The 15841-nt window shown below is 71.7% G+C and carries 16 protein-coding genes and 1 riboswitch; of the genes, 8 read left to right on the top strand and 8 right to left on the bottom strand.

All coding sequences use genetic code 11. From position 1 onward, the window contains the following. The first annotated feature begins 26 nt into the window (after positions 1-26). The 8 genes from OG259_RS14510 (at position 27) to def (ending at position 7335) form a co-directional block, all read left to right on the top strand. Positions 27-842, top strand: a complete 816-nt coding sequence (locus OG259_RS14510) for an SOS response-associated peptidase (RefSeq protein ID WP_328942646.1) — start codon at positions 27-29, stop codon at positions 840-842. A 39-nt stretch (positions 843-881) separates the two neighbouring features. Continuing rightward, positions 882-1532, top strand: a complete 651-nt coding sequence (locus OG259_RS14505; RefSeq protein WP_443051966.1) for an alpha/beta hydrolase family protein — start codon at positions 882-884, stop codon at positions 1530-1532. A 241-nt stretch (positions 1533-1773) separates the two neighbouring features. Beyond that, a complete protein-coding gene (locus OG259_RS14500) occupies positions 1774-2430 on the top strand; it encodes a sigma-70 family RNA polymerase sigma factor (protein WP_030207302.1) in 657 nt (218 codons plus the stop codon). Next, positions 2427-2744, top strand: a complete 318-nt coding sequence (gene rsrA, locus OG259_RS14495) for a mycothiol system anti-sigma-R factor (RefSeq protein WP_328942645.1) — start codon at positions 2427-2429, stop codon at positions 2742-2744. The genes OG259_RS14500 and rsrA overlap by 4 nt, the downstream gene beginning before the upstream one ends. 150 nt (positions 2745-2894) lie before the next feature. Then, positions 2895-4301, top strand: coding sequence for an HD-GYP domain-containing protein (locus tag OG259_RS14490; RefSeq protein WP_328947089.1), 1407 nt, complete (start codon positions 2895-2897; stop codon positions 4299-4301). After that, a complete protein-coding gene (locus OG259_RS14485; protein WP_328942644.1) occupies positions 4298-5575 on the top strand; it encodes an HD-GYP domain-containing protein in 1278 nt (425 codons plus the stop codon). The genes OG259_RS14490 and OG259_RS14485 overlap by 4 nt, the downstream gene beginning before the upstream one ends. A gap of 79 nt (positions 5576-5654) precedes the next feature. Beyond that, positions 5655-6635, top strand: coding sequence for a tetratricopeptide repeat protein (locus tag OG259_RS14480; protein WP_328942643.1), 981 nt, complete (start codon positions 5655-5657; stop codon positions 6633-6635). A 67-nt stretch (positions 6636-6702) separates the two neighbouring features. After that, positions 6703-7335 carry a peptide deformylase gene (gene def, locus OG259_RS14475; protein WP_328942642.1) on the top strand — a complete coding sequence of 211 codons (633 nt, stop codon included), beginning with the start codon at positions 6703-6705 and terminating at the stop codon, positions 7333-7335. Here def and OG259_RS14470 read toward each other — a convergent pair. The 8 genes from OG259_RS14470 to OG259_RS14435 all read right to left on the bottom strand — a co-directional run bounded on the left by OG259_RS14470 (position 7311) and on the right by OG259_RS14435 (position 15790). Next, the gene (locus OG259_RS14470) at positions 7311-7724 is read right to left on the bottom strand and encodes a ribosomal maturation YjgA family protein (protein ID WP_328942641.1); all 414 of its coding nucleotides are present in this window, start codon (positions 7722-7724) and stop codon (positions 7311-7313) included. The genes def and OG259_RS14470 overlap by 25 nt on opposite strands. Positions 7725-7820: 96 nt before the next feature. Next, a complete protein-coding gene (locus tag OG259_RS14465; RefSeq protein WP_024761173.1) occupies positions 7821-8837 on the bottom strand; it encodes a ribonucleotide-diphosphate reductase subunit beta in 1017 nt (338 codons plus the stop codon). Then, positions 8837-11215 (bottom strand): ribonucleoside-diphosphate reductase subunit alpha, encoded by a 2379-nt coding sequence (locus OG259_RS14460; RefSeq protein ID WP_328942640.1) that lies wholly within the window; start codon positions 11213-11215, stop codon positions 8837-8839. Before OG259_RS14460 ends, OG259_RS14465 begins: the two co-directional genes overlap by 1 nt. Before the next feature lie 133 nt (positions 11216-11348). Then, positions 11349-11484, bottom strand: a riboswitch (cobalamin riboswitch). Between the two features lie 52 nt (positions 11485-11536). Beyond that, positions 11537-12037, bottom strand: a complete 501-nt coding sequence (locus OG259_RS14455; RefSeq protein WP_328942639.1) for a GNAT family N-acetyltransferase — start codon at positions 12035-12037, stop codon at positions 11537-11539. A 43-nt stretch (positions 12038-12080) separates the two neighbouring features. After that, positions 12081-12683 (bottom strand): hypothetical protein, encoded by a 603-nt coding sequence (locus OG259_RS14450; RefSeq protein ID WP_328942638.1) that lies wholly within the window; start codon positions 12681-12683, stop codon positions 12081-12083. An 83-nt stretch (positions 12684-12766) separates the two neighbouring features. Continuing rightward, entirely contained in the window at positions 12767-14392 is a 1626-nt protein-coding gene (gene mctP, locus OG259_RS14445; protein ID WP_266896462.1) for a monocarboxylate uptake permease MctP, read from the bottom strand. Further along, positions 14389-14643, bottom strand: a complete 255-nt coding sequence (locus OG259_RS14440; protein ID WP_056643933.1) for a DUF3311 domain-containing protein — start codon at positions 14641-14643, stop codon at positions 14389-14391. The genes mctP and OG259_RS14440 overlap by 4 nt, the downstream gene beginning before the upstream one ends. A gap of 163 nt (positions 14644-14806) precedes the next feature. Beyond that, positions 14807-15790 (bottom strand): LuxR C-terminal-related transcriptional regulator, encoded by a 984-nt coding sequence (locus OG259_RS14435; RefSeq protein ID WP_328942637.1) that lies wholly within the window; start codon positions 15788-15790, stop codon positions 14807-14809. Between the last annotated feature and the right edge of the window lie 51 nt (positions 15791-15841).

Genomic DNA, 15841 nt, shown 5'->3' with positions numbered 1-15841 from the left:
TTCGGGATCGTGGCAGTGTGGCACGTATGTGCGGACGGTATGCAGCGAGTCGGCGGCCCGAGGACCTCGTCGGCCTTTTCGGAGTGGAGAAGTGGGAGCCGGAGGAGACTCTGGCCCTCGACTGGAACGTGGCCCCCACCAAAGAGGTCTGGGCCGTTCTGGAGCGTCCTCTGAAAGACGCAGAATCCCGGCGTCCGGTTCGTCAGCTGCGCGCACTGAAATGGGGCCTCGTGCCGTCCTGGTCGAAGACCCCGGAGGGCGCCGCCCGGATGATCAACGCGCGCGCGGAGACCCTGGACGAGAAGCCCTCCTTCAAACGGGCGTTCTCCGCCCGCCGGTGCATCCTCCCCGCCGACGGCTACTACGAGTGGGTGACCGGGGCGGGCGAGCGGGACCTGGAGGTCGAGGGGAAGAGGAAGCGGCCCCGCAAGCAGCCGTACTTCGTGACTCCCGCGGACGGCTCCGTCTTCGCGATGGCCGGGCTCTACGAGTTCTGGCGCGACCGGACCCTCCCCGACGGCGACCCCCTGGCGTGGTGGGTGACCTGCTCGGTGATCACCACCGAGGCGGAGACCGGGCCGCTGGGCGTGGCCCCCGAGGAGGGCCCGCACTCGCTCGCCGACATCCACCCCCGGATGCCGCTGATGCTCACCGAGGACCGCTGGGACGCCTGGCTCGACCCGGCGCGCACGCACCCGGAGGAGCTGCGCGGGCTGCTCGCCGCGCCGCCGGAGGGCCTCATGCGGGCCTACCCGGTGGCGACCGCGGTCAGCAACGTCCGGAACAACGGCCCCGAACTTCTGACGGAACTGGAGGGCCCGGAGGTCGGCACGCTGTTCTGAGACCCCGTCCCGCGCGCCGCCGGGCGGCAGGATGGGGGTGTGAGCGACGTGACAGAGTACGAGACCGTTTCCACCGACGCCGGGGAGGCCCGCGTCGCCTGGCACGCGGGGCCCGCGAGGACGAAGCCGTGGGCCGTCCTCGCCCTGGGCCACGGGGCCGGCGGCGGCATCGAGGCCCGCGACCTCCGGGCCCTGGCCGGTGCGCTGCCCGCCCTGGGCGTGACCGTCGCCCTCGTCGAGCAGCCCTGGCGGGTCGCGGGCAAGAAGGTCGCACCCGCCCCGAAGACCCTGGACAACGGCTGGCGCGGCCTCTGGCCCGCCCTCGCGAAGCCGGGGCTTCCGGTGATCGCGGGCGGCCGCAGCGCCGGCGCCCGGGTCGCCTGCCGCACCGGGCAGGAGCTGGGCGCCCTCGCCGTCCTCGCGCTGAGCTTCCCCCTGCACCCGCCGGGCCGGCCGGAGAAGTCCCGTGCCGACGAACTCCTCGGCACCGGCCTGCCGACGCTCGTCGTCCAGGGCGGCAACGACCCCTTCGGCCGCCCCGGGGAGTTCCCGGAGGGCTCGTACGGACTGGTCGAGATCCCGTACGGGGACCACGGCTTCGCCCTGCCCAAGCGCGCGCCGCTCGGCCAGGACGAGGCCATGGAGCTGCTCGTGGAGGGCGTCGCCGAGTGGATCTCCACTCTGCGCTGACGCCCGGGAATGTTGAGCCGGGGGCCATGGTTGTTCCGTGCGTCGGTGTGAGAGCAAGGAAGAGGGAGTCCGTCGCATGGGTTCGACCATCTGCCCGGAGCGCGCGCAGGCCGCTGACCTCGACTGGACAGTGCTGCCCGCGCCCAAGGCCGCCCCTATTCGGGCGGCGGGTGGAGCGGTTCCTCGTCTATCCTCCGAAACGAGTGGGTCCGCCCTCGGGCTCGCCGCGGCGCTGGAGGAGGTGGGTCCGGTCACTGGGACCGACACAGGGACCGACGACGGCCCCGAGGAGACGACCGAGGAGCGCAACGCGCGCTTCGAGCGGGACGCACTCGGCTACCTCGACCAGATGTACTCGGCCGCGCTGCGCATGACGCGCAACCCCGCGGACGCGGAGGACCTGGTGCAGGAGACCTACGCCAAGGCGTACGGATCCTTCCACCAGTTCCGCGAGGGTACGAACCTCAAGGCGTGGCTGTACCGCATCCTCACGAACACCTTCATCAACTCGTACCGCAAGAAGCAGCGTGAGCCCCAGCGCAGCGCCGCCGAGGAGATCGAGGACTGGCAGCTCGCCCGTGCCGAGTCGCACATGTCGACCGGTCTGCGCTCCGCCGAGTCGCAGGCGCTCGACCACCTCCCGGACTCCGACGTGAAGGAAGCGCTCCAGGCGATTCCCGAGGAGTTCCGCATCGCCGTCTATCTCGCGGATGTCGAGGGCTTTGCGTACAAGGAGATCGCGGACATCATGGGGACACCCATCGGTACGGTGATGTCCCGGCTGCACCGGGGTCGCCGCCAGCTGCGCGGCATGCTCGAGGACTACGCTCGCGACCGCGGGCTGGTACCCGCGGGCGCCGGAGAGTCGTCGAACGATCTGAAAGGCTCGGGCTCATGAGCTGCGGAGAGCCGCACGAGACGGATTGCTCGGAAGTCCTGGATCATCTGTACGAGTTCCTCGACCACGAGATGCCCGACAGTGACTGCACCAAGTTCGAGGTGCACTTCGAGGAGTGCTCCCCGTGCCTGGAGAAGTACGGCCTGGAGCAGGCGGTGAAGAAGCTCGTCAAGCGCTGCTGCGGCAGTGACGACGTCCCCACCGACCTGCGGTCCAAGGTCATGGGCCGGATCGACCTGATCCGCTCCGGGCACCTGGTGCCCGAGCAGGAGATCGCGCCGATCGTCCCGACGACACCGGCGCCCCAGGAGTAACTCCCCCTTCCACAGAGGGAGGAGGAGGCCGTCGCGGCACGAAAGCGACGGCCTCTTTCGTATATCAGCTTGTATCACCCGATGGTGCTAATCGGCGCCACCCCGCCGTCCCGGGCCGCCCAACTCGCTAGCGTGACCGGCGTGATGGGCGTGAAGGTCATTCCGCGCGCGGCCCGCGTGTACATCGGCTGTGCCCTGCTCGGCGCCGGGGCGTCCGCCCTGCCCGCGCTGCGCCCCGGCGCGGCCACCCCCTGGGGCACGGTCGCGCTCCTCGCCACCCTGTACGCGCTCTGCGAGCTGCCCGCCCGCTGCCGCGTCATCGGCCGAGCGATCGGCGGCTCCGTCCCCATGGGCACCGGCTCCTTCTTCCCCGTCCTCCTTGCCGCCGCCCTCCTCCTGCCGCCCGCCGCCGCCGCGCTCACCGCCCTGCCCGGCAGCCTCCTCGCCCGGGTGGACGAACCCCCGGCCGCCCCCCGCCGCGCCTGGCGGGCCGCCGCCACCGCCCTCGCCGTCTGGGCGGCCGCCCGGACAGCCGGGGCCCTCGGCTGCGCCGAGGCCCTCGGACACGGCCCCGAAGCCCCCGACTTCCCGTACGCGCTGCTGCCCGCGGGCGCCGCCGCGCTCACCTTCTGCCTGGTCCTGACCGCCCTCGACGGCGGCATCCGGGCGACCGCCGACGGACTGCCGCTCCGGGCCGCCTGGCGCGGGCTCGTCGGCCGGGCGCTCGCCCCGCACACCGTGCACGGGCTCGCCGGACTGATGATGGCCGTCCTCTGGCGCAGCACGTACGGACCGGTCTCGGCGCTCTTCGTGCTCCTCCCCATGTACATCTCCTGCTGGGTCTTCGCCCAGTACCACCGCGAGCGGGCCGCCCACCAGGCCACCATCCGCGCCCTCGTCCAGGCCGTCGACATCAAGGACCGCTACACCCGCGGCCACAGCGAGCGCGTCGGCCACGCCTCCGTCCTGATCGCCCGCGAGCTGGGCATGGCCGAGGAACGCCTCGACGTCGTACGGTTCGCCGGCATCCTGCACGACGTCGGCAAGCTGGGCGTGCCCACCCGGGTGCTCCGCAAGGACGGCCCGCTCACCCCCGAGGAGCGCCGGACCATCGAACTGCACCCGGAGTACGGACACGAGATGGTCCGGGGCATCGGCTTCCTCGGCGAGGCGCGGTCCGCGATCCTCCACCACCACGAGCGGATGGACGGCAGCGGCTACCCGTACGGGCTGCGCGGCGACGAGATCCCCGAGTTCGCCCGGGTGGTGGCCGTCGCCGACGCCTTCGACGCCATGACCTCCACCCGCTCCTACAGCCGGGCCCGCCCGGTGCCGACCGCCGTCGCCGAACTGGAGCGGTGCGCGGGCAGCCAGTTCGACCCCCGGATGGTCGCCGCCCTCGTCCGGGCCCTGGACCGGCACGGCTGGCAGCCCGCCGTCACCGCCGACGAGACCCCGCCGGCGGGCCCGGCCGGCGGGAACGTGCCACCGCCGCGCGAGGCCGGAGCGGCACGGCGACCGGAGGCACCCGGGACCAGGCCCAGGGAGCGCGCATGAGACCCCGCCCGCGCGGGGGGCCCGGAGCCGTCACCCTCGGCGCCGTGTACGGGGCCGCGCTGCTGCTGAGCCTCGCGGGCTTCGGCTCCACCCTCTGGTACGGCGTCGACGAACCCGGCAACGCCCTCGCCTTCGGCACCCTCGTCGTCCTCGGCGAGTTCGCCCGCTGGGGCGCCGCCCCCGGCGAGCGGGAGCCCGCGCCGCTCGCCGCCGCCGGGGCCCTCGCGTACGCCCTGCTCGGGGCGAGCGCCGGGACCGCCACCACCCACGGCGCCCTCCAGATCGTCGCCGTCGTCGTCGCGGCGGGCCTCGCCGGGATCGTCCCCCACCTCGCCCGGGGCCGGGGGCCCGGCCCCGACCATCTGGCCCGCCGCGTCCTCACCGTCGGCTTCGCCGCGCTCTGCTTCCAGCCCCTCTACAACTCCGGGGCCCTCGTCGAGCACCTCGGCCAGGGCCCCCCGTACGCCCTCTTCCTCCTGCTGCTGCTCGTCCTGACCGCCCTCTGCGACGCGGTCCTCGCCGCCCTGGTGCTCCGCGCCCGTACGGGATTCCCGTACGGCCCCCTCCTCCGTGACGAACTGCGCGCCCTCCTCGGCATCGGTTCCGCCGTCTGCGCCACCGGCACCGTCATGGCGCTCGGCGTCGCCGCCGCCGGGCTCTGGGCGCTGCCCGTGCTCGCCGTGCCGCTCCTCCTCACCCAGGTCTCCTTCCGGCGGTACGCCGCCGTGCGCACGGTCAACCGGCAGACCATCGCCTCCCTCGCCCGCGCCACCGAGATCGCCGGCTGCACCCCGCCCGGGCACGCCCGCCGGGTCGCCGCCCTCAGCGCGGCCGTCGGACGGGAGCTGGGCCTCTCCGGGGCCGAGCTGGCCGTCCTGGAGCACGCGGCGCTCATGCACGACATCGGACAGCTCTCCCTCGTCGACCCCGTCGCGGGCGGCGCCACCGCCCTCCTTCCCACCGAGGAGCAGCGCCGGATCGCCCTCCTCGGAGGCGAGGTGGTCCGCAGGACCGGTGTCCCCGAGGCCGTCGCCGTCGTCGTGGAGCGCCAGGCCGACCCGTACCGGGAGCAGCCGCAGGCCGCCCGGATCGTCCGGGCCGTGAACGCCTACGACGACCTCGCGGGCGGGGAGAGCGCGGGCGCCGCCCTCGACGCCCTGGAGCGGCTCCGGCTCGGCACCGCCCGCGACTATCACCCGGATGTCGTCGAATGCCTGGCCAGGGTCCTGGCGCGGGGCGGAGCGGCTGGGGTGACCTCCGTCGCCACTGGGTAACCCATGGGTAATGAGCGCGCGTCCGACCGGGCATGGTTGGATGCGAACAAGAGGGTGAAGCGACCGGCAGGCGGGAATCGTGAAGATCTTCGGGAAGGTACGGCATCGGCCCTCCGCCTCGTGGCGGCAGGCCACCGACCGCGCGTTCACGCTGATCGGCGACGGCCGGTACGAGGACGCGGGTGCGCTCCTGACGCGCGCGGCGGATCTTGAGCCATGGCTCTCGGAGTCCTGGTTCAACCTGGCGTTGCTGCACAAGTTCCGGCACGACTGGGAGCAGGCGCGGGCCGCCGGGCTCCGCGCGGTCGCGCTGCTGGACAAGGAGAGCGGCGCCCCCGACTGGTGGAACGTGGGGATCGCCGCCACCGCGCTCCAGGACTGGCCGCTGGCCCGCCGGGCCTGGCAGGCCTACGGACTGAAGGTGCCCGGCGCCGCCGCCGGCACCGGTGAGCCCGCCGGCATGGAGCTGGGCAGCGCCGCCGTCCGGCTGTCGCCCGAGGGCGAGGCCGAGGTCGTGTGGGGCCGCCGGCTCGACCCGGCCCGCATCGAGGTCCTCTCCGTCCCGCTGCCGTCCTCCGGACGCCGCTGGGGCGAGGTCGTCCTCCACGACGGCGTGCCGAACGGCGAGCGCACCACCACCGCCGGCCCCTCCTACCCGGTCTTCGACGAGATCGAGCTGTGGGCCCCCTCACCCGTCCCCACCTGGGTGGTCCTCCTGGAGGCGGCCACCGAGGCCGACCGGGACGCCCTGGAGCAGCTCGCCGCGGAGGCGGGTTTCGCCGCCGAGGACTGGTCGTCCTCCGTGCGGCTGCTCTGCCGCGCCTGCTCCGAGTCGACGATGCCGAGCGCCGAGGGCGAGGGCGAGCACTCCGACCCGCACGACCACAGCGAGCCGGGCCACCCGGGGCCGCTCGGGCACCGTTCGCCGGGCGAGCTGTGGGTCCCGGAGCGGGAGTGCGGCATCGCGGCCCCGGCGGGCCTGGTGCGCGGGCTCCTCGACGGCTGGGTGGCCGACAGTCCCGACAGCCGTGAGTGGCGTGATCTCGAAGAGGTCTGCTGAGGCCACGGCCACGGGCCCGTAGGCTGTCCTCCGACGGAATCGGGTTTTCAGAAGGGCGCGGCCGGACATGGCGCAGCAGGAGACGGACGAGCAGACGATCAACGACGGCTTCGTCGTGGACACGGAGGACTGCGAGGAGCGCGAGCTCGCCCACCGTGAGCGCGGCACGGCCCGCCCGATCACGGTGGTCGGCAACCCGGTGCTCCACAAGGAGTGCAAGGACGTCACCGAGTTCGACGACTCGCTCGCGGCGCTCATCGACGACATGTTCGCCAGCCAGAAGGCCGCCGAGGGCGTGGGCCTGGCCGCGAACCAGATCGGCGTGGACCTCAAGGTCTTCGTCTACGACTGCCCCGACGACGACGGCGTCCGGCACACCGGTGTCGTGATCAACCCGGTCCTCCAGGAGCTCCCCGCCGAGCTGCGCGTCCTCGACGAGTCCAACGAGGGCTGCCTGTCCGTGCCGACCGCCTACGCCGAACTGGCCCGTCCCGACTACGCCGAGGTCCACGGCCAGGACGCCCAGGGCAACCCGATCAAGGTCCGCGGCACCGGCTACTTCGCCCGCTGCCTCCAGCACGAGACGGACCACCTGTACGGCTACCTGTACATCGACCGCCTCTCCAAGCGGGACCGCAAGGACGCCCTGCGCCAGATGGAAGAGGGCACCCCGCGCTACGAGACGGTGCCCAACGCCTGACGACGCTCGTCGCTTCTCGCGCACACGGCGCGGTGGCCGGCCCAGCCGACCGCCGCGCCGATCGCGTACCAGAACAGGTCCGGCGCGTAGAACGTCGTACCGAACACAAGCCGCGCCATCGTGCTGCGCACGGCCAGCTCAGCCGGTATGCCCGTCAGCTGGAACAGCTCCATGCCACAGCTGAACCCGAGGGCGACCCCCGCCGTGACCGCCGGCCGCACCCGGGGCGCGACCAGCACGACCAGGGCCACGACCAGCACCGTGTAGAGCGCGTCCCCCGCGTACTTGACGACGTCCCCGGACCCGATCGCCCTGATCCCCAGCCCCGCCCCGACGGTCGCCAGGGCGGCACCCCCGGCCAGGACACGCACCCGCACAAGATCGCCCATGCCAGGCACCCTATGCGGTCGTGCGCCGGATGCGTCGCGCTACAGGAAGGGCCCCGCACTCATCGAAGTGCGGGGCCCTTCTCGCGTACGGACGGACTAGAAGTCCTCGTCCAGGTCCACCGAGCCCTCGACCGCCACCTGGTAGGCGGACGGACGGCGCTCGAAGAAGTTCGTGAGCTCCTGGACGCCCTGGAGCTCCATGAACGCGAACGGGTTCTCGGAGCCGTACACCGGGGCGAAGCCCAGGCGCTGGAGGCGCTGGTCGGCGACGCACTGGAGGTACTCGCGCATCGACTCGGTGTTCATGCCCGGCAGGCCGTCGCCGCACAGGTCGCGGCCGAACTGCAGCTCCGCCTCGACGGCCTCCTTCAGCATGTCCGTGACCTGCTGCTGAAGGGCGTCGTCGAAGAGCTCCGGCTCCTCCTTGCGGACGGTGTCCACGACCTCGAAGGCGAAGTTCATGTGCATCGTCTCGTCACGGAACACCCAGTTGGTGCCGGTCGCGAGACCGTGCAGCAGACCGCGGGACCGGAACCAGTACACGTACGCGAAGGCGCCGTAGAAGAACAGGCCCTCGATGCACGCGGCGAAGCAGATCAGGTTCAGCAGGAAGCGGCGGCGGTCGGCCTGGGTCTCCAGGCGGTCGATCTTCTCCACCGAGTCCATCCAGCGGAAGCAGAACTGCGCCTTCTCGCGGATGGACGGGATCTCCTCGACCGCGTCGAACGCGGCGGCGCGGTCGTCCGGGTCGGGCAGGTAGGTGTCGAGCAGCGTCAGATAGAACTGGACGTGCACGGCCTCCTCGAACAGCTGGCGCGAGAGGTAGAGCCGCGCCTCGGGGGAGTTGATGTGCTTGTACAGCGTCAGCACGAGGTTGTTCGACACGATCGAGTCGCCCGTCGCGAAGAACGCGACAAGACGGCCGATCATGTGCTGCTCACCGGGGGTGAGCTTGGCGAGGTCGGCGACGTCCGAGTGGAGGTCGACCTCCTCCACGGTCCAGGTGTTCTTGATCGCGTCGCGGTAGCGCTCGTAGAAGTCCGGGTAGCGCATCGGACGGAGGGTCAGCTCGAAGCCCGGGTCGAGGAGGTTCTTGTTCTCGCTGGTGCTCATTACTGGCAGGCCTCGCAGGACTCGGGGTTTTCCAGGGAGCAGGCGAGCGCGTCCGCGTCGGGGGCCGCCTGCTGGACGGGGATGGTGGCGGCGGCGGGCGTCGCGGCCTGGGCGGCGCGGGCGATCCGGGTCGCCGGGCGGGAGCGCAGGTAGTACGTCGTCTTCAGGCCCTGCTTCCAGGCGTACGCGTACATCGACGACAGCTTGCCGATCGTCGGCGTCTCCAGGAACAGGTTCAGCGACTGCGACTGGTCCAGGAACGGCGTACGGGCGGCGGCCATGTCGATCAGACCGCGCTGCGGGATCTCCCACGCCGTGCGGTACAGCTCGCGGACCTCGGCCGGGACCCAGGTGAAGCCGGCCACCGAGCCGTTGGCGTCGCGCAGTGCCTCACGGGTCTGCGCGTCCCACACGCCGAGCTTCTTCAGCTCGTCGACCAGGTACGAGTTGACCTGGAGGAACTCGCCCGACAGCGTCTCGCGCTTGAAGAGGTTCGAGACCTGCGGCTCGATGCACTCGTACACACCGGCGATCGAGGCGATCGTCGCGGTCGGCGCGATGGCGAGGAGCAGCGAGTTGCGCATGCCGACGGCGGCGATCCGCTCGCGCAGCGCGGCCCAGCGCTCCGGCCAGTTGAGCTCCACGTCGTAGTGGTCCGGGTGCAGCACACCACGAGCAGCGCGGGTCTTGTCCCAGGCGGGGACCGGGCCGCTGCGCTCGGCGAGGTCGGCGGAGGCCTCGTACGCGGCGAGCATGATCCGCTCGGCGATACGGGTGGACAGCGCGCGCGCCTCGGCGGAGTCGAACGGCATCTTCAGCTGGAAGAAGACGTCCTGGAGGCCCATCGCGCCCAGGCCGACCGGCCGCCAGCGGGCGTTGGAGCGGCCCGCCTGCTCGGTCGGGTAGAAGTTGATGTCGACGACCCGGTCGAGGAAGGTGACGGCCGTACGCACGGTGGCGTCGAGCCGCTCCCAGTCGATGTCGCCGTCGACGACGAACGAACCGAGGTTGACCGAGCCCAGGTTGCAGACCGCGGTCTCGCCGTCGTCCGTGACCTCCAGGATCTCCGTGCAGAGGTTGGAGGAGTGGACGGTGTGGCCGGGCTCGGCGGTCTGGTTGGCCGTCCGGTTCGAGGCGTCCTTGAAGGTCATCCAGCCGTTGCCGGTCTGGGCCAGGGTCCGCATCATCCGGCCGTACAGGTCGCGGGCCGGCATCGTCTTGCGGGCCAGGCCCGCCGCCTCGGCCTTGTGGTAGGCGGCGTCGAACTCCTCGCCCCACAGGTCGACAAGCTCGGGCACGTCCGCCGGGGAGAACAGCGACCAGTCGGCGTCGGCGTTGACCCGGCGCATGAACTCGTCCGGGATCCAGTGCGCCAGGTTCAGGTTGTGCGTACGGCGCTGGTCCTCGCCCGTGTTGTCGCGGAGCTCCAGGAACTCCTCGATGTCCGCGTGCCAGGTCTCCAGGTAGACGGCGGCGGCACCCTTGCGGCGGCCGCCCTGGTTCACGGCGGCGACGGAGGCGTCGAGCGTCTTCAGGAACGGCACGATGCCGTTGGAGTGCCCGTTGGTGCCGCGGATCAGCGAACCGCGGGCGCGGATGCGGGAGTACGAGAGGCCGATGCCGCCGGCGTGCTTCGAGAGGCGCGCCACCTGGTGGTAGCGGTCGTAGATGGAGTCCAGCTCGTCCTGGGGGGAGTCCAGGAGGTAGCAGGAGGACATCTGCGGGTGGCGGGTGCCGGAGTTGAACAGCGTGGGGGAGGACGGCAGGTAGTCCAGCCGGCTCATCAGGCTGTAGAGCGCCGTGACCTCGTCGAGCGCGCGGACGCTCTCGTCCTCCGCGAGACCGCAGGCCACCCGGAGCATGAAGTGCTGCGGGGTCTCGATCACCTTGCGGGTGATCGGGTGGCGCAGCAGGTAGCGCGAGTAGAGGGTGCGCAGACCGAAGTAGCCGAAGCGGTCGTCCGCGGCCGCGTCGATCGTCGTGTCGAGCCGGTCCGCGTGCAGCGCGACGAACTCGGCGGTGCGGTCGGCGATCAGGCCCTCGCGGTGACCGACGGCGACGGAGGCGGAGAACGAGAACGAGCCCTGCCCGGCCGCCTCGTCGGCGATCGTGATCGTCAGGAGCCGGGCGGCGAGCCGGGAGTACGCCGGGTCGTCGGCGATGAGACCCGCGGCCGCCTCGGTGGCCAGCTCGCGCAGCTCCGCCTCGTCCGCGACGGCGCTGCGGCCGCGGAGCGCGGCGGCGGCGACCTTGCCGGGGTCGGTGTCGGGGAGATCGGCGGTGAGGTCGGTCAGGGTCCGCAGCAGCACGGTCCCGGGGCCGTCGCTCTCGACCGCGGAAGCCTCGGCGGAAGCCGGATCGGCGGGCGCGATGGTCACGTGGGGGCTCTCCCTCGCTCGGCTCGGGGCCGCGGCGGGGGAAGGCGGGCAGGCGGGCATCCGTAACGCCGGACGCGTCGCTTCCACCGGCCCACTCCGCGAGGCCCGGACGTCATTGGCACCCGGAACGGACGGACCGGGCGCGCTGGCGGCAGGTCCTCGGACTCACCTCGTACGAATTCGTCGTATCCGTACGAAGCACACCGTTGCGGGACAGTTCCGGATTCGCGCCGGATTCCCCTGCGTCGACAGCGAGGATGAGCATACATGTGGGGGGCGTCGCTCGCCGAACCCCCCACATGTTGTGTCGCCCCCCCCGGCTCAGAACTCCAAGGCGTAGGTGCGCAGGCGGTGGTCGGGGATCGGCTCCCAGTCCCGGTCCGGGGTCCGGACGAAGCCCAGACGCTCGTAGATCCGGTGCGCGGAGACCATCGAGGCGTCCGTGGACAGCACGATGCGGCGGCACCCGGGAAGCGCCCGTGCCCGCTCGATACAGGCCCGTACGAGGGCCTCTCCGACGCCCCGGCCGCGGGCCTCCCGGGAGACCACGAGCATCCGGAACTCGGCCTCGCCCTCCACCGCGATGTCCGCCCAGGGAGTGGCGCCGGTGGCGAAGGTCACCCCGCCGAGGAGCCGCCCGTCGCCGTCCTCGGCGACGAGCACCTCGCTCTCGCGCGCCCGCCGTGCCGTGTCCCGCAGCACGTGCAGATACGAGTCCTCCGCGCCGTACTTCAGCAGTCCGTCGGTCAGATAGGTCCCCGCGGTGAGCTCACCGAGCGCTTCGTACTCCTCGGGCCGTACCGCCCTGATCGTGAAGTCCATGGGGGAAGTGTGCCTCCGGCCGGCCACTCGCCCCCAGTGCGTCTCAGCCGCCGGCCCCCACCGAGTTGTCGGGGGCGCCGTCACCGACCGGCGGCAGGTCGCCCCGCTCGACGGGCTGCCCGGTGCCGGCCTGCTTCGGCAGGACGGCGTCGAGCTCGGCCGCGTCGGCGTGGTGGGCGCGCTCGGCGGCGCCCTTGAGCGCCTTCCGGTCCATCGTGAGCGGGGCGGCGACCTCGACGCGCAGCCCCTTCTCGTTGCTCACGTACGCGTGCCGTTCGGCGGACCGCAGGTACCACCGGGCGCCGTCCCGGACACAGCTGTCCTGCTCGGCGGTGCTCGCGGCGCACTCCTTCGCCGAGAACGGGCGGCGCTCGGCGGAGACGGTGAGCCGGACGCCTTCCTTCGAGACGTACGCGACCTGGAAACCGTCGTCGCCGACGACCCCCGCCCCCATCGGGGCCGGCTCGAAGCCCTCGGCCTCGGTGACGTACACGTGGTCGGTGTCGGTCTGCGCCCAGCGGGCGCGGGCGTCCAGCTCGGCCGGGCCGGGCGTCGGGCGTTCGCCCGCCGTCTCGGTGCCGCAGCCGGTGACGGCGAGCGCGAGGGGGAGCAGGGCGAGCAGGGTGAGGCGTGGTCCGATCCGCATGTCCCGCATCCTCGCGCACGTACGGCGAAGGCCGCCATGCCTCCGGGGGAAGCAGGGCGGCCTTCGTCAGGTCGGGCGGTGGATCAGTGGGTCTCGGCGCCGACCTTCGGGAGCTTCGTGTCGACCCCGCGGTCGCCCGCGTCGGCCGTGTAGTCCTCCGGGGAGGTCTGGTCGACGCCCTCCGGAGCCTTGACGGCCTTGAGGACGAAGGTCAGGACGACCGTGACGACGACGTTGAGGACGAAGGCGGTGAGACCGATGTAGCCGATCTCGCCGATGCCCGGGATCTCCGCGGAGGAGCCGCCGAAGTGCTTCTGGGTCGGGCTCGCCACCCCGTAGGCGGCGACCGTGCCGTAGATCATGCCGACGGCCCAGCCGGCGAGCAGCGCCCAGCGGTGGAACCAGCGGGTGAACAGACCGCCGACGAGGGCCGGGAAGGTCTGCAGGATCCAGATGCCGCCGAGCAGCTGGAAGTTGATCGCGACCGTCTTGTCCATGGTGAGGACGAAGGCGAGCGCGCCGACCTTCACCAGGAGCGAGACCAGCTTGGAGACCTTGGTCTCCTGGGCCGGGGTGGCGTTCGGCTTGATGAAGTCCTTGTAGATGTTGCGGGTGAAGAGGTTGGCCGCGGCGATCGACATGATCGCGGCCGGGACGAGCGCGCCGATGCCGATCGCGGCGAACGCGACGCCCGCGAACCAGTCCGGGAACATCGTCTCGAAGAGCTGCGGGATGGCGAGCTGGCCGTTCTTCACCTGGATACCGGCGGCGATCGCCATGAAGCCGAGCAGCGCGAGCAGGCCCAGCATCAGCGAGTACAGCGGCAGGATCGTGGTGTTGCGGCGGATGACCTCACGGCTCCGGGACGACAGGGTCGCCGTGATGGAGTGCGGGTACATGAAGAGCGCGAGCGCCGAGCCGAGCGCGAGGGTCGCGTAGCCCCACTGGCCCATCTCGCCCGGCACCAGCGCGCCGCGCGGCTTGCCGGTCGCCGGGTTGGTCTGCGCGTACGCCTCGCCCGCCTTGGCGAAGATCTCGTCGAAGCCGCCCAGCTTGATCGGGATGTAGATGATCGCCACCGCGATGACGATGTAGATCAGGGTGTCCTTGACGAAGGCGATGAGCGCGGGGGCGCGCAGACCCGAGGAGTACGTGTACGCCGCGAGGACACCGAAGGCGATGAGCAGCGGCAGGTCCTTGATGAACCAGTGGGTGTTCTCGCCGCCGCCGACGCCCATCACGTCCAGGACGGCCTGGATGCCGACGAGCTGGAGCGCGATGTACGGCATGGTGGCGAGGATGCCGGTGACCGCCACCGCGAGGGAGAGGCCCTTGGAGTCCCAGCGGCCGCGCACGAAGTCCGAGGTGGTGACGTACCCGTGCTTGTGCGAGACCGACCAGAGGCGCGGCAGGAAGGTGAAGATCAGCGGGTAGACCAGGATCGTGTACGGGACGGCGAAGAAGCCCGCGGCGCCCGCCGCGTAGATGGCCGCCGGGACGGCGACGAAGGTGTACGCGGTGTAGAGGTCGCCGCCGAGCAGGAACCAGGTCACCCAGGTGCCGAACGAGCGCCCGCCCAGACCCCATTCGTCGAGGCTGTTCTCGTTCTCCGCCCTGCGCCAGCGCGAGGCGAGGAATCCCATGACCGTGACGGCCAGGAAGAAGAAGATGAAGACGGCGAGTGCCACGCCGTTGACGCCGTCCTTCATCGCGCGTCACCTCCCTTGCGGGCACGCTGGTCCAGCTGCCACAGCTTGTACGCGATCATGGTGAGTGCGGTGGAGATCAGCACCCAGAGCATCTGGTACCAGTAGAAGAACGGGATGCCCGCGAAGAGCGGTTCGGCCTTCGCGTACGAGCTCACCCAGAGCATCGCCACGAACGGCGCGAACAGACAGAGCGCGATCACGACCCTCAGGGGTGTGATGGTGGGTTGTTTCCCTTGTGTCGCTTCTGACATGGCGATTCCGGTCCCCTCACTGATCACCTCGGTAATGGTGGGGAAATCTAGGGGACGGTTCCGCTCCATGGAACCCCCGTCCGCATAACGGATGGGACTACGTCAGTTACCTTCGTGGGAGCGGTCCCCCGGCTCGGCCCCCGGCGCGCCCCCGGCGCGGACCTCAGAGCCAGCCCTCCTTGGCGGCTCGCACCCCCGCCTCGAACCGGCTGCGCGCGCCGAGCCGGTTCATCAGCTCCGAGCTCATCCGGCGCACGGTCCGCAGCGAGATCCCGAGCCGTCGGGCCGCGATGTCGTCCGTGCAGCCGATGCCGAGCAGCATGAGCAACTCCCGCTCCTGCGGCGAGAGGTCGTGCTCGTCGCGGCGCGGGGACTCACCGAAGGGCGTGCCCGCGTCCCAGAGGCGGTCGAAGAGCACCACGAGCGCGTGCACCAGGCCGGGACTGCGCACTTCGAGGGCGCCCGCGCGGCCGTCCTCCGGATCGACCGGGACGAGCGCCGCCTCGCGGTCGACGATCACCATGAGCATCGGCACCACGGGCACGGTCCGCGCCTCGCCGCCGAGTTCGCAGTACCAGCGGACGTACTCGACGGTCGGCGGGTCGTTGCGGAAGCTCTCCTGGTAGATCGACCGGATCTTCACCCCGCGTTCCAGGGCGAGTTGGTCGAGCGGCTGGCTCGCGTCCATCGTGTCGGGGAGCTGCGCCCCGCCCGGGAGCAGCGAGAGGCACTCGGTGCGGGCGTTCGCGGCCAGGTCCTCCAGGCGCTCGCGGACGTTGTCGAGGCCGGTGATGCGGTCCACGAGGTCGTGCCGGACGCCCGGTTCGGGGTGGTCCGCGTACGAGGCGAGGATGCCGGCCACGGCCCGGCCGGCCTGCTCGACCTGGCGCTTGCGCTTGCTCAGCTCCGCCTCGGCGCGGGAGAGCAGGAAGGAGAAGCCGACGTCCGGGTTGAAGGGCGCGGCCTCGCCCGAGGAGTCGTCCATCAGGACGAGCTTGAGGTCCGCGAGACAGGCGAGCGCCTCGCGGACCTCGGGCTCGGGGCGGCCCAGGTGGGCAGCCATCTCCGTCACGTCGTACTCGGGTCGCTCCAGGAGCAGACGGTAGACGGCTTCCGTCGACTCCTTTATGCCGAGCGCCTCCAGCATCCGGTATCTCCCCCTCGTCACGTTCCGTCGCGCGATCGCTCGCATTCGTGA

Origin of the sequence: Streptomyces sp. NBC_00250 (assembly GCF_036192275.1) — a bacterium.
Lineage (GTDB): Bacteria > Actinomycetota > Actinomycetes > Streptomycetales > Streptomycetaceae > Streptomyces.
Note: the sequence above shows the minus strand (reverse complement) of the source record. Positions and strands in the feature narration are given on the sequence as shown.